Annotated in this window: 10 protein-coding genes; 1 reads left to right on the top strand and 9 read right to left on the bottom strand. The window is 70.8% G+C overall.

Annotated features, from left to right (window positions below):
• Positions 1–105: 105 nt before the first annotated feature.
• The 6 genes from Plo01_RS01775 to Plo01_RS01750 all read right to left on the bottom strand — a co-directional run bounded on the left by Plo01_RS01775 (position 106) and on the right by Plo01_RS01750 (position 8,629).
• The gene (locus tag Plo01_RS01775) at positions 106–1,998 is read right to left on the bottom strand and encodes an amidohydrolase (protein ID WP_203888681.1); all 1,893 of its coding nucleotides are present in this window, start codon (positions 1,996–1,998) and stop codon (positions 106–108) included.
• A gap of 45 nt (positions 1,999–2,043) precedes the next feature.
• Positions 2,044–2,685 carry a GPR1/FUN34/YaaH family transporter gene (locus Plo01_RS01770; protein ID WP_203888680.1) on the bottom strand — a complete coding sequence of 214 codons (642 nt, stop codon included), beginning with the start codon at positions 2,683–2,685 and terminating at the stop codon, positions 2,044–2,046.
• 79 nt (positions 2,686–2,764) lie between these two features.
• On the bottom strand, positions 2,765–3,733 hold the full coding sequence (locus Plo01_RS01765; RefSeq protein WP_203888679.1) for an alpha/beta hydrolase: 969 nt from the start codon (positions 3,731–3,733) through the stop codon (positions 2,765–2,767).
• 265 nt (positions 3,734–3,998) lie between these two features.
• A complete protein-coding gene (locus tag Plo01_RS01760) occupies positions 3,999–4,982 on the bottom strand; it encodes an alpha/beta hydrolase (protein WP_203888678.1) in 984 nt (327 codons plus the stop codon).
• Positions 4,983–5,185: 203 nt separating this feature from the next.
• On the bottom strand, positions 5,186–6,196 hold the full coding sequence (locus Plo01_RS39915; RefSeq protein WP_275415352.1) for an AraC-like ligand-binding domain-containing protein: 1,011 nt from the start codon (positions 6,194–6,196) through the stop codon (positions 5,186–5,188).
• Positions 6,197–6,361: 165 nt separating this feature from the next.
• The gene (locus Plo01_RS01750; RefSeq protein ID WP_203888677.1) at positions 6,362–8,629 is read right to left on the bottom strand and encodes an ATP-binding protein; all 2,268 of its coding nucleotides are present in this window, start codon (positions 8,627–8,629) and stop codon (positions 6,362–6,364) included.
• A gap of 854 nt (positions 8,630–9,483) precedes the next feature.
• Between Plo01_RS01750 and Plo01_RS01745 the strand changes: the two genes are divergently transcribed.
• Positions 9,484–10,182: an alpha/beta fold hydrolase gene (locus tag Plo01_RS01745; RefSeq protein ID WP_203888676.1), complete on the top strand. Its 699-nt coding sequence runs from the start codon at positions 9,484–9,486 to the stop codon at positions 10,180–10,182.
• A gap of 203 nt (positions 10,183–10,385) precedes the next feature.
• Here the strand turns inward: Plo01_RS01745 and Plo01_RS01740 are convergent, their stop codons facing one another.
• From Plo01_RS01740 to Plo01_RS01730, 3 genes are all read right to left on the bottom strand, one after another.
• Positions 10,386–10,913, bottom strand: a complete 528-nt coding sequence (locus Plo01_RS01740; protein ID WP_203888675.1) for a DUF3592 domain-containing protein — start codon at positions 10,911–10,913, stop codon at positions 10,386–10,388.
• A gap of 326 nt (positions 10,914–11,239) precedes the next feature.
• A complete protein-coding gene (locus tag Plo01_RS01735) occupies positions 11,240–12,436 on the bottom strand; it encodes an NAD(P)/FAD-dependent oxidoreductase (protein ID WP_203888674.1) in 1,197 nt (398 codons plus the stop codon).
• Positions 12,437–12,547: 111 nt separating this feature from the next.
• Positions 12,548–13,492, bottom strand: a complete 945-nt coding sequence (locus tag Plo01_RS01730; protein ID WP_203888673.1) for an RNA polymerase sigma-70 factor — start codon at positions 13,490–13,492, stop codon at positions 12,548–12,550.
• Between the last annotated feature and the right edge of the window lie 163 nt (positions 13,493–13,655).

The raw sequence follows: 13,655 nt of genomic DNA, 5'->3' as shown, positions 1-13,655 counted from the left end.
CTGCCGCACCGTCCATGCGGTTCCGGCGCTTTTCGCCGGCGGGACGTTCCGCGCGCGGCTGATATGTCATGGCGCGGGAACCGGGGGTCGACGCGGATGTGGGCGTCAGGGGGCAAAGCAGGGGTCGAAGCTCTGAGGCTCGAAGACGTGGCCGCGGGCGATGCGCCACCGGTGGTGCTGCTCGGCATCCGCAGCGGCCTCACCCAGCCGGTCGGCCTGGCGCGCCCCCGCGACGCCGGGAGCGGGGGTGGCCTGGTAGCCGCCGAAACGGGCGACCGGACTCCAGGCGGGGCTGACCGGCGGGACGAGTTCGTCCATGCCCGCGTACTCGGCCTCGGCGTACACGATCCGGCCGCCGACCACGGTCAGCACCGATTCGATGTGCGCGATGTCGTCGGCATGGACGGTGAAGTAGTCGTGGGTGAGTACGGTGAAGTCGGCGAAGCAGCCCTCGCGCAGGACGCCCTTGACGTCTTGTTCGCCGGTGATACGGGCGCCGGCGTGCGTATACAACTCCAGCGCCTTCTCCCGGGAGATCAGCCGCTCGGCGGGGTACAGGCGCAGACCGCCGACGGTGCGTCCGGTGACCAGCCAGTGCAGGGCCACCCACGGGTTGTAGGAGGAGACGCGGGTGGCGTCGCTGCCCGCCGCCACGGCGAGCCCGCGCTCCAGCATCTGGCTGATGGGCGGGGTGCGGGCGGCGACCGCCGCACCGTACCGGTCGGCGAACGCCCTGCCCTGAAACGACATGCGGTTTTGCACGCCGATCGCGCCGCCGAGCGCGGCGATGCGATCCAGGCTGGCCGGTGAGACGGTCTCGGCGTGGTCGAACAGCCACCTGTTGCCGGCCGGGAACAGGCCCTCGGCGGCGAGCTTCTCGAACACGGCCAGGTCCCGCCGGATCGTCTCGTCGTAGGTTGCGTGCAGCCGGAAGCCCCAGCCGTTCTCCATCAGCAGCCGCACCGCCTGCTCGAACTCCGTCTCGTAGCCGGGGGCGAGCTCGGGGCGCGGTTCGGAGAAGTTCTCGAAGTCGGCCGCGGCCCAGGTGAGGTTCTCGCCCGCGCCGTTGAGGCGCAGCCACGCGTCGCCGTCGCCGGGCCGCACCGTCTCGATCCACCGCTTCAGGTCCGCCAGCTCCTGCCCGGGAGTCTGAGGGAACAGATGGTAGGCGATGCGTAGAGTCAGCTCGCCGGCGCGGGCCAGCTCGATGACGGTGCGGTAGTTGTCGGGGAAGTTCTGGAAACCGCCTGCGGCGTCGACGGCCGAGGTGAGGCCGAAACGGTTCAGCTCGCGCAGGAAGTGCCGGGTGGAGATCTTCTTGTCGGCGTCGTCGAGGGTGGGCGCGCCGGCCAGCGTGGAGTACAGGATCAGCGCGCTCGGGGCGGCCAGCAGGATCCCGGTGGGCTCGCCGTCGCGGTCGCGGACGATCTGGCCCCCCTTGGGGTCGGGGGTGTCGCGGGTGAAGCCGGCCGCGTGGACGGCGGCCCGGTTCAAGACGGCCGACTGGTACAGGTGCAGCACGAAGACGGGCGTGTCCGGGGCGGCGGCGTTCAACTCGGCCGCGGTCGGCATGCGTTTTTCGGCGAACTGCTCGGCCGTCCAGCCGCCGACCACCCGGATCCACTGGCCCTTGGGGGTGCGGGCGGCCTGCTCGCGCAGCATGGCCAGGGCCTGGCGCAACGAGCGCACGCCGTCCCAGCGCAACTCCAGCACGTAGTTGAGCCCGCCGCGGATGACGTGCAGGTGGGAGTCGTTCAGTCCGGGGACGAGGCGGCGTCCCAGCGCATCCACCACCTTGGTGTCCGCGCCGACGTGCGCGGCGACGTCGTGATCGTCTCCGAGGGCGGTGATGAGGCCCGCGCGGACGGCGACGGCGGTGGCGGCGGGGTTGCGGGGGTCGCCGGTGAAGATCTTCGCGTTGCGGACGACGAGGTCGGCGCTCTGACGCCCTTCTCGGGAAGGTGCGGGGATGATACCGGCGACCGGCATCGTGGTCATGGCTCTCTCTTTCACACGTGGCAGGTGGCGATCGTCAGGTGCGAATCACAGGGTGCGGCGCACGCCGGCCTGGCGTTCGAGGTTGCGCAGCTGGACGGCCAAGTCGCCTTCGACGGCGTGGTGGGCGGGTCCGCTGCGGCCGATGGGCAGCACCTCGTGGCCGCGCATGTCCTCCAGCATCAGCGCGAACGCCGCATACAGCGCCACGGCGGCCAGCAGCAGGCCGAGCACGCCGGACGCGGTCGTCAGCCAGGGGGCGCCGGTCAGGTTGGCGGCGGCGGCCACGGCGAAGCGGGGCACGGCCGTGACCAGCACCAGCCACAGCGCCCGCTTGGGTCTGGCCACGCTCGCCATCAGCACGGCGAACAGGGCGAAGACCGCATTCAGTGCGCCCAGCACCGCGGCGCCGCCGGGCGGATCCAGGGCCAGTACCAGCGAGCCGGCCAGCCACATGCCGGAAAAACAGGCCATCAGGGTGGCCGCGATCACATCTCGGGCGCCGAAGGCGAAGACGCCGACCACGAGCTGCAGAATGAAGGCCGGGATGACGGTCAGGGCGACCGCACGGTGGGCGCCGGGCGGGAACAGGCCCAGCTGGAGACTGGCGATCATCACCGAGGCGATGGCCACCGCGTAGAAGCCCAGCGGCATCGGCGAGGCGATCGGCCGCAGGTTGATCCGCGTCATGGCGCGCAGATCGGGTTCGAAACGCCTTCCGCTGGGCTGAGGACGCTCAGCGGGGAGGCTGTCGCCGGTGGTCATCGGCTCAGCTGCCGTGCAGCGCCCGGCGCAGCGTGCCGGCGGCCAGCTCGATCGCCGAGTCGGCCGCGTACGTCTCACGCAGCGCGTTGAGCATGACGAAGTCGTGGATGATGCCCAGGTAGCGCACGGCGGTCACCGGCACCCCGGCGGCGCGCAGCTTGTCCGCGTACGCCTCGCCCTCATCGCGCAGCACGTCGGCCTCGGCGGTGATGACCAGCGCCGGGGGAAGCCCGGTCAGCTCCTCGACGGTGGCCCGCAGCGGGGAGGCGGTGATCTCGGCGCGCTGGGCCTCGTCGGTGGTGTACTGGTCCCAGAACCACTGCATGGCGTCGCGGCGCAGGAAGTAGCCCTCGGCGAACCGGTGGTAGGAGCCGGTGTCGAAGGAGGCGTCGGTCACCGGGTAGAACAGCACCTGCTGGCGCAGCGGCAGCCCACCGCGCTGCTTGGCCATCAGCGTCAGGGCGGCGCTCATGTTGCCGCCGACGGAGTCACCGGCCACCGCGATCCGGGTGGCGTCCAGGTTCCTGGACGCGCCCTCGGCGACGACCCACTGCGCCACCGTCCAGTTCTGCTCGATCGCGACCGGGTAGCGGTGCTCGGGCGACAGGTCGTACTCGGGGAAGACGACCGCGGCCTCGGCGCCCACCGCGAGCTCGCGCACCAGCCGGTCGTGGGTGTGGGCGTTGCCGAACACCCAGCCGGCACCGTGGATGTAGACGACCACCGGCAGATCGCCCGTGCTGCCCGCCGGGCGGACGATGCGGGCCCTGACCTCACCCGTGGGCCCGCCGGGGACCGTCACCCACTCCTCGTCCACGGCGGGCTTGTCGACGGGGCCGGACTGGACGTCGTCGACGGCCTTGCGGCCCTCCTCCGGCAAGATCTGAAACAGGTACGGCGGCTGCGCGGTCGCCTTGGCGAAGTCGGTCGCGGCGGGCTCCAGAACGGGAGCGGTGGGAACGTAGTCGGTCATGGTTCGAACCTGTTCGTTGAGGACGGCGAAGTGCACATGGCGACGGCCAGAGGCCCGTCACCTCGGCCCAGTGGGCGCGAAAAGGACGCTATTGCGGTGATGGCCCGGTGATCGGACCTCGTGTGCACAGGCGCTTGACCGCGCGCGCACAACCGCCCCGCCGCCGTCTCGCCGAGGCAGGCGAAAGGCCCGCTCCCGCACCGGACGACGTGGTCGCCGCACCCCGGTACGAGGCCGGTGACCGGAAGAGGGGTTCGTCTGCGGCTCAGCCGCGATGGCTGTGCAGTGCCACGTGCAGGGTGTCCATGATCTGCGTGCGGGCCGCCTGGGAGGCGTCGCTGCCGCGCAGCGCGTCGAAGAGGATGAATCCGTGGATCGTGCCGTGGTAACACACCGACACCACGGGCACGTCGGCCTCCCGCAGCTTGGCCGCATACGCCTGGCCTTCATCGCGCAGCACGTCGGCCTCGGCGGTGAGGATCAGCGCGGGCGGCAGCCCGGTCAGCTCCTGGGGCGCGGCGCGCAGCGGGGAGGCGGTGATCTGGGCGCGTTGGGCCGGATCCGGCGCGTACTGCTGCCAGAAGCTGCGCATCGCCGAGCGCCCCAGGAAGTAGCCCTCGGCGAACCGGCGGTAGGAGGAGGTGTCCATGCCGGCGTCGGTGACGGGACATACCAGGATCTGGTGCACGAAGCGCGGCCCGCCGCGCCGGTTCGCCAGCAGTGTGGTCGCGGCCGCCAGGTTCGCGCCGGCGGAGGTGCCCGCCACCGCCATCCTCTCGCCGTCCAGGTGGCATTCGGCGCCGTTGTCGGCGATCCAGCGCGCGACGGTGTAGCACTGTTCGAGGGCCACCGGGTAGCGCGTCTCGGGGGACCGGTCGTACTCGGGCACGACGACGGCGGCGTCTGCTCCCAGCGCGAGGTCGACAAGCAGCTGCTGGTGAGCCGCGGCGTCGGTGAGCATCCAGCCCAGCCCGTGCAGGTAGAGGACCACCGGCAGCGGGCCCCGGCTACCGGCGGGGCGCAGGATCCGTACCCGGATCCGGTCCTTGTCGCAGCCCGGGATCGCCAGCCAGTCCTCCTCCACCTCGGAGCCGGGCCCGGCCCCGCCCCACAGCGCCCCGATCGCGGCGCGGGCCGCGGCCACATCCGCGCTGTCCGGAGCCACGCAGCGATGGTGCTGCCGGATGAATGCCCGGGCCAGACGATCGAGGACGAGCGGCGGCTGCGGGGCGGGAAGGTCATGTTCCACGAAGCCTCCTGCGCGGGGCGCGGCCGCGGGCCGTCGGACGAGTCGGCCTGCCGCGCTCGGGCAGGCGAGCGCGGTGCGGGCAGCGAAGGCTCCCGGCGCCGCGCTTCACCCTACGGATCAACCGCGGCCAAGACGACACGCGGCCCGAGAGCAGACGCGCCGCTCGGGACCCGCCTCGAGCTTCCCGATGACGAAGGGACACCTTACGTGGCAGACAGCGCGCGGCCGGCCTCCGCGGGGGCGGCCGGCTCGGCCGTACGGCCGCCTTCCGCGGCGCGCAGGGTGCGCCATTGCTGGGGGGAAAGACCGTAGGAGGCCCGGAAGGCCCGGCTGAAGTGGGCGGGGCTGACGAACCCCCAGCGCAGCGCCACAGCTGACACGCTCGGGGCCCTCCTGCCGCGACGGGCCAGCTCCCGTACGCACTCCTCCAGGCGCCGCTGCTGGATGAGCCGGCCAACGGTGATGCCTTCACCCTCGAACAGCCGGTGCAGGTAGCGCACGGAGATCCGGTGCGCCTGCGCGATGCTCTCCGGTGACAGGGCGGGGTCGCCTAAGTGCTGGTTGATGTGATCGCGCACCCGCCGGATGAAGTGGGTTCGGGCGCCATCCGCATACCGGGGAAGCGGCCGGGTCCGCTCGGCCACCAGGGTGGCCAGCAGGTCGGTGACGTTGCCGGCCAGCCGGTCCGCCACGGTGGGCGCGAAGGTGTGCGCCGAGGCGGCCAGCGTGGTCAGAAAAGGCAGCAGCGCCGCGCCGAGGCCGTCCCTGGTGCCGATGGCGGTACCGGTGACCTGCATGAGGTCGTCGTCCGGCAGGCCCAGCACGCGGCGGGGCAGCTGGAAGACGTGCACGCAGAACCGTTGCGGATACTCCATGCAGTACGGCCGCGTCGTGTCGTAGACCACCAGGTCTCCCGCCTCCACCTGCGCCCGACGGCCGTCCTGGCTGAGCGTCGCCGTGCCCGACACCTGGACGCCGACCGCCACGAACGCCTCCGAGGCCCGTGCGATCAGCGCCGGTGTCCGGTCGACCCGTTTGGCGTCCGCCTCCATCGAGCAGATCTGCAGGTACCCGAGGGTGTCGGCGACGATCCGCCCGTTGAACGGCCCATCGCCTCCAGGGGCGATGGTCACCGGCACCAGCGTCCTGCTCATGGCGTCGCGCCAGTAGGTGAGCTTGTCGCGATCCGGAACCGAAGCAGTCGTCAACACCACGCTCAACGGGCTCCCCCTCGGCCGATGTGAACCGGCAGCCTCACCGCGGGCCGGCTTGATCAGCCAAGCAGCGGAGCGCGCCGCTCTCCAGGCGGATCACAGGCAGAAAACTCCCACGCCGACCGTGCCCAGCCCTCGTGCCGATGGCGGCTACGCCCCGATGGGTCAGCCGATCGCCGCAACGGTGGAGAGCTTCACACGCAAGCGGTCGGCGCTGGAGTGATCGAGCGGAATGAGGAGGTCGAGCGCCTGCTGCCAGGCACTGCCCGCCGCACTCGCCGCGCCCATGGCGTGGTGGGCGTCGCCGAGATGCTCCAAGACTTCGGCCTCCAGCGCGGGGCGACCGGTGTGACGGTAAAGATCGAGAGACCTCCGGTAACAGGCGACGGCCTGCAGGTGATCTTTCCGATGGTGGTGAACATAGCCCAAGGTGTCCCACGCTGAGGCTTCGGCGGCCGCCATGTGCTGCTCGGCCAGGCGCGCGATGGCCTGTTCGCCGTAGGTGACGGCCTCGTCGTAATGGCCGAGCAGGGCGTGATACCAGGCCACAGAGGCGAGCTCCCGGGCACGGCCGGGCAGGTTGCCGACCTCGTGGTAGAGGCTGAGGGCGGCCAGGGAGTGGCGCAGCGCATCGTCGTATTCGCCGAGTGCGCCGTGCAGCCAGCCCAGGTCATGGTGGATGCGGGCCTGATCCAGGGATCGGGCGGGCGAATCGGGCGCGCGCAGAAGCGCTTCAAGGCGCGCTTTGGCCTCCTGGGAGCGTCCGAGCTGGTGTTCCTGTATCGCCACCCAGCCCACGACGGCGCTGGCGTACCGAGCTCCACCGGGATCGCGGCGCACGGCTTCGGCGGCACGGATGAGAAAGGCGAGCGATTCCCCGCCCAGAGACCAGACGTGACCGGAGAACGCATCCACGGTGGTCCAGGCGAGCTGCCACAGATGGCTGTCGAACCCGCCCAAGATCTCCGCCTGCTGCTGAGCCGCCCACACCACCCTCAGCTCACGGGCGGCCCAGGCGGCCGCCTGCTCCCGGTTGTGAAAGACCTCGACGACCGCGCCCGGTCGCGGAGGCGCCGGCTCGATGGGCGTGGAGACGACGGGATTGATGACCTGGTCGGCGGCGTGCGCACTGTGCAGCAGATGATCGACGAAGCGGTGGAAGGCCTGTCTGCACTCGGTGGGGCCATCGTGTTCCTCAGCGCTCTCGGCGGCGTAAGCGCGCAGCAGGTCGTGCAGGCGCCAGCGGCCCGGCGCATGCTCGGTGACCAGGTGAGCGGCGCTGCACTCGTCCAGCAGGACACGGACCCGGCGCGGCGGCAGGGCGACGAGGGAAGCGGCGGCCGACAGCGTGAGGTCGGGCCCCGGATGCAGGCCCAATAGACGAAACAGACGAGCAGCGGCCGGGCTGAGTGCCTGATAGGACCAGGAGAAGACAGCACGCGGATCGACCCCGTCCAGGGTGTGGAAGGCATCCAGGGTGCCGTGCGCCTCGCGCAGTTCGGCAGCGACGTCGGTGAGGGCGAAGGACGGCCGGGCGGCGGCGCGGGCGGCCACGACCGCCACCGCCAGCGGTAGATGCCCGCACAGCTCCAGAATCTGCGCCGTCGCCTCCGGCTCGGCCGCCACCCGGTCCGCACCGAGCCGGCGGGCAAGAGCCTCCTTCGCCTCCTCAGTCGTCCAGACGTCCAAGGTGAGTGTGCGCGCACCATGCGTAGCGGCCAACCCGGTGAGCTGGTTGCGGCTGGTCACGATCGCCAGACAGCCCGCGGTGGCGGGCAGCAGCGGACGGACCTGCTCACTGTCACGGGCGTTGTCCAGCACCACCAGCACCCGGCGGCCGGACAACTTGCTGCGGAACAGCGCGGCCCGATCATCGGTGCCGGCCGGAATGCGGCTGTCGGCGACCCCCAGGGCGCGCAGGAACCCGCCCAGCACCTGCCCCGGATCCAGCACCTGCCCACCCCGGTCGAAACCTCGCAGGTCCACCCACAGCTGTCCGTCGGGGTAGAGGTCGGCGATCCGGTGCGCCCAGTGCAGGGCCAGCGCCGTCTTACCCACCCCGGCCATCCCGCCGATCGCGCCGATCACCACAGCCTGTGCTTCCTGGCCTTGCCGGTCCAGAAGCGCGAGAGCCTCCCGGAGTTCGGCGCGGCGGCCGGTGAACACCGGAAGATCGGCCGGAAGCTGGGCCAGGGCCCCCGCCCGCGGCCGGGTCTTCACCGCGGCAAGGAACCTTTCCCGGTCCTGAACGGCCAGCTTCAGGCCGTCCGCCAGCGCCTCGGCGGTACGGCGCTGCGGCGAGCTCACCTTGCCCCGCTCCATATCGCCGATCGCCCGGACGCTCACTCCCGAGGCCTCCGACAGCTCCTCGATCGTCATCCGCGCATCGGCGCGCAACTCCCGCAGCAGGGAACCGAATTCCCGCTCAGCCACTCGCCTGCCCTCACACGATGGTGATCCAACGAAACACGATCATCACACGGCGACGGCTCACGCAGCCCGCCTATCTCACATGCCGGGCACACGTCCAGAAGAGGCGTCCGGACAACGGGTTCGTCTGAGATTCCCCAGGGGAGCATCCAAATGGCGAGGCCGGCAATCGCGTCCGTCCATGACCGTAATCGTTCCGGGATCACCCTTCGCGCTACGAACCGGATGCCTTCGGGGCCATGGGCCGGTCGGTTGGCTCGCTAGGCGCAGCAGGACGGACCGCCAACCCCTGCATGTGAGAACTTTCGGTACAGCTTTAAAGCGGCCCCGACCGGCCGCACGCGCCGCCGACTCGGCGCGGACCGGCTCCCGCCGCGCGCACTCTGTGACCGGGACTGGCCTTACTGCATGTCCCTGTTCCATGCTTGGGCTTTCGAACCGCACTTGCTTCTGAATGATTGTCAGTCACTCCCGTGGTCAAATGCAATAGTCGCGACGTTGAATTTAGCGGAACCTGAAAGGTTTGGTTATCGCTATTTGAAATGCCATTGCGCATAGGTGGAATTGATTTCTTCGGTTTTCTGTGAGACGAACACTTTGGGGCGCTCGTTTGGTCCGGTATGCCCCACAAGGAAAGATCGGAAGGCTGAATGGGTTGTTTATGGACAAATCGTCTAGAAATCAACTCCAATCGCGGGAGCGAATGGCGAAGTGAGTGACGTCCGGGGTGCCCAGCTGACCGTCCCTCCGCTCACGTGGAGATCCGGACCGCCGCCTCTGCGCCGCTGAGCAGCACTGGGGCGCTATCGAACGTGTTCGGGACGGGGGCTGTCAGGCTGCTCCGCTACGGTGCGGCCATGGCGAATTTCGTACTGGTTGCAGGTGCGCGGCTCGGGGCGTGGGCGTGGGACGAGGTGGTGCCGTATCTGCGTGCGGCCGGCCACGACGCTCACCCGTTGACGCTGTCCGGTCTCGCCGACAAGCGGGGCGTGCCGGCCGGGCAGCAGACCCACGTCCAGGACATCGTCGACGAGGTCGAAGGCCGGGATCTGCGCGACGTCGTCCTGGTGGGCCACAGCTACTCCGGGATCCCGGTCGGTCAGGCCGCGGAGCGCGTCGGTGACCGGCTGGCCCACGTGGTCTTCGTCGATTCCAGCGTTCCGGCCGATGGCGAGGCGTTCGTCTCCGCCTGGCCGGACGGCGGGGCGATGGTGAAGGCGTCGATCGCCGAGAACGGCGGGTTCTGGCCACGCGTGCCCGCGGCCTACTACGACGGCCAGGGCCTCACCGACGAGCAGATCGCACGGATCGTGGACGGCTCGACGCCGCACCCGGGCGCCACGTTGACCGAGCCCGCCGTGCTGGCACGGCCACTCGACGAACTCCCGGCGACGTACGTCCGATGCCGGCTGGCCGCAGACGAGCTCGACGACGAGGTGGCCAAGCTGCTGGCCAGCGCGCACTGGCGGCTGGTCGAGATGGGCACCGGCCACTGGCCGATGTTCTCCCAGCCGCGCGAACTGGCGCAGATCCTCCTTCAGGCAGCCGGGCAGTGATGGTCTGCGGGCTGATTCCCAAGAGCGCTGATTCCCAAGAGCCGGGCGGCCTCGGCGACAGACTCAGAGCACACCACCGTCCAGGTCGCTGGTGAAGGCATTGGCGCCCCGCCGTGCCAGACGGGACAGTCCCGGGTCATGTCTTTCCGGATCAAGCCCACTTGCCCGGGTGAACTTAGGGACAGATCCCTATGGCGGATTGATCAGGCGCTGGGGTGCAGGAAGGCCCGTCGAAGGCTCACGACCGCCACGACAGGGGATGCGAGGGCGAGCAGGCCGAGCACTACGGGGGGCATGAAGTCAGGGCCGACGCGGCGATCCACGACGTTTCCGGATGGATCGTCCCGGTCGTAGAGGACAGTGATGCGGTCACCCGGCTTGAGCACGGGCCGTACGGGGAAATCGTCGATCCAGGTGACCACCTGGTCGCCTTCGAGCGTGGTGAAGTCGACCATTATCCCGCCCCATCTCCAAGAGGCCGGGCGATCGACCTCCAAGACCGTGGCGGGGGCTTCGGCGCCGTTGCGCAGGTTGAGGGCGCTGCGGCCGGTGACCACGCTGAACAGCACACAGAAGGGCAGCGCCAAGAGCACCGCGATTCCCGCACCGAGGTATCGGGCGGACCAGGTGCGGGGGCGCTTGGTGAGCGCGAGAGGGGGATAGGGGTCGGCGGTTCGGGGCGGCTGGTCGTTCCGCTTGGACGACTTCTTCCGCTTGGGAGATCGCCTCACTCCTTCATCAACGCGAAGGACGTATTCGTGGTTCCGCCCGCATCATCCCGCCGCCCGCGAGATGGTGGCGGCTGGAACGGTGACGAGGCTGGGTGGTCTATCCGGCATCCCTGGCCGTTGTCACCACGGTCCGCTCCTGACATGTGCAGGCCCCATCCATCTCACGACGGCTGGGGCCTCGTTGCGCTTTGGAGCTGCTGGCGGTTCTTGTCGTCGTAGCGGGTGCTGTTCCAGATGACTGCGTATTCACCGTTGACGCTGCTGTTCCACGGGCCCTGTGTCCCGAAGCCGCGCCGAGCCGCCGCCGCGCGGCCTCCGGTGTGGCGCTACGCCGGGGCCTTGACGGCCGAACCCGCCGCGGCGCGTTCCCGCGTGACGGGGCGGCGACGGGTCGGCAGGCCGAGCGTCGGGTTGGCGACGCCCCAGGCGGCGCCCTTGCAGACCAGTTCCTTGTAGACGGCGGCGAGGCGTCCGGTCAGGACCGCCCGCACGGCGCGGTCGTCGGCGGTGACGTACTGGATCAGGCCTTCCCCGCGGCCCAGCGAGATGCACTGGTTGAAGTAGCGGATCGGCGTGTTCGGGAGCTTCCCGCCGGTCAGGCGTGCCGCGATCGCGTCGGCGGCCTGCCACGCGGTCGGCGTTCCCGAGGCGCACGACATCCGCAGCGGCTTGTCCCCGGGGCCCATCACCATGGCCGCGTCGCCGACGGCGTACACGTCCGGGTGCGAGACCGAGCGCATGGTCCCGTCGACCACGATCTGGCCGGTGCCGGCGACCTCCAGGGCGGTCGCCTCCGCGATCGGGTGGACCGCGAAGCCGGTGGTCCACACGGTGACCGCGGCCGGGACGGTCTCGCCGTCGGCGGTTGTGACGTGGTCGGCTCCGACGCCGGTGACGGCGGTGTGCTCGTGCACGGTGATCCCGAGCTTGCCGAAGACCTTCCGCAGGTGCTCGCGACCCTTGGGCGAGAGCCAGTCGCCGAGGCCGTCGCGGGCGGCGAGGGCGACGTCGAGGTCCGGGCGGGCCTCGGCGATCTCGGTGGCGGCCTCCAGGCCGGTGAGGCCGCCGCCGACGACGACCACGGTCTGCCCGGCGTCGAGGCGGGCCAGGCGCTCGCGCAGCCGGAGCGCTCCGGGACGGCTGGCGATCTCGTAGGCGTGCTCGGCGGTCCCGGGGACGCCTTGGGCGTTCCAGCCGCTGCCGAGGGCGTAGACGAGCGTGTCGTAGGCGAGTTCTCCGGCGCCGCCGGCGTCGACGACGGCGACGGTCTTGCGGTCGACGTCGACGCCGGTGACCTTCGCGAGCCTCAGCTCGACACCGGTGCCCGCGAACATCTCGCGGAACGGCCGGGGCTTGAGGTCCTGGCCGGCCGCCAGCTGGTGCATGCGGACGCGTTCGACGAAGTCGGGCTCGGCGTTGACGAGGGTGATGGCGACGTCCTGGCGGCGGAGCCGCTTGGCCAGGCGGCCGGCGGCGATGGCTCCGGTGTATCCGGCTCCGAGGACGACGATGCGGTGCTGCATTTCCTGCTCCTGTCTGTGCGGGGTTCGCCGTTTGAACCGGGCGGCCCGCCGTTTCCTGACAGGAACGCGATGTGAAACACCTCACATCACAGGAAACGCCTCGCACAATGGTCAGAAGGCGCTGAACAAGGGCTCTCCGTGGTCGACGGCCGCCCAGTGCGCGGTCGCGCGTTCGAGCTTGTCGGGGTTGACCTGGTTGCGGAACGCGACGATGCCCTCGGCGGTGACCTCCAGGCACATGACGCCGATGACCCGGCCGTCCACGACGGCCACCACGGCGGGGTCTCCGTTGGCGGTCCAGGCGTAGACCTCGACCGTGCCGCCGGCCAGGGCGCGCTTGGCCTCGCCGGGTTTGAACAGGCCCCGCAGGAACTTCGCGACCGCGACGGCGCCCTCGAACGCCTTGGCGCGGGCCGGGACCTTCCCGCCGCCGTCGCCGATCGAGACGGCGTCCTCGGTGAGCAGGCGCACGAGCGGCTCGATCCGGCCGCTGGTGGCGGCCGCCAGGAACTCCTCGACGATCCGCCGGGCGGCGGCGTCGTCGATCTCGGCGCGGGTCCTGCCGTCCGCGACGTGCTTCTTGGCGCGGTGGAAGATCTGCTGGCTGGCGGCCTCGGTGATGTCGAGGATCTCGGCGATCTCCCGGTGCGGACAGTCGAAGGCCTCCCGCAGCACGTACACCGCCCGCTCGCTGGGGGATAGGCGCTCCATGAGGGTGAGGACCGCGTACGAGACCGATTCGCGCTGCTCGGCGGTTTCGGCCGGGCCGAGCATCGGGTCCCCGGCCAGCAGCGGTTCGGGAAGCCATTGACCCACGTACGTCTCGCGGCGCGCCCGCGCGGAGGTGAGCTGGTTGAGGCACAGGTTGGTGAGAACCTTCGTCAGCCAGGCCTCGGGGACCTCGATCCGGTCGACGTCGGCGGCCTGCCAGCGCAGGAACGTCTCCTGCACGGCGTCCTCGGCCTCCCCGGCGGAGCCGAGGAGGCGGTAGGCGATGGCCTGCAGGCGCGGCCTGGAGGCCTCGAACCGGTCGACGTCGTCCGCGGTCAAGGGCATGCCCCGATCCTAGATCGTGCGGTGCGGGGCGGCCGCCGCGGTATGGCCCCCGGCCGTTCGGCGGCGCGCCGTCCCGGCCCCGCGCTCCGGCCCCGCGCTCCGGCCCCGCGCTCCGGCCCCGCGCTCCGGCCCCGCGCTCCGGCCCCGCGCTCCGGCCCCGCGC

Origin of the sequence: Planobispora longispora (genome assembly GCF_016863135.1) — a bacterium.
GTDB lineage: Bacteria > Actinomycetota > Actinomycetes > Streptosporangiales > Streptosporangiaceae > Planobispora > Planobispora longispora.
Note: the sequence above shows the minus strand (reverse complement) of the source record. Positions and strands in the feature narration are given on the sequence as shown.

Coding starts and splice junctions, on each gene's coding strand:
- Plo01_RS01745 (WP_203888676.1), top strand. CDS start 9,484: ATGGCGAATTTCGTACTGGTTGCAGGTGCGCGGCTCGGGGCGTGGGCG.
- Plo01_RS01775 (WP_203888681.1), bottom strand. CDS start 1,998: ATGACCACGATGCCGGTCGCCGGTATCATCCCCGCACCTTCCCGAGAA.
- Plo01_RS01770 (WP_203888680.1), bottom strand. CDS start 2,685: ATGACGCGGATCAACCTGCGGCCGATCGCCTCGCCGATGCCGCTGGGC.
- Plo01_RS01765 (WP_203888679.1), bottom strand. CDS start 3,733: ATGACCGACTACGTTCCCACCGCTCCCGTTCTGGAGCCCGCCGCGACC.
- Plo01_RS01735 (WP_203888674.1), bottom strand. CDS start 12,436: ATGCAGCACCGCATCGTCGTCCTCGGAGCCGGATACACCGGAGCCATC.
- Plo01_RS01730 (WP_203888673.1), bottom strand. CDS start 13,492: ATGCCCTTGACCGCGGACGACGTCGACCGGTTCGAGGCCTCCAGGCCG.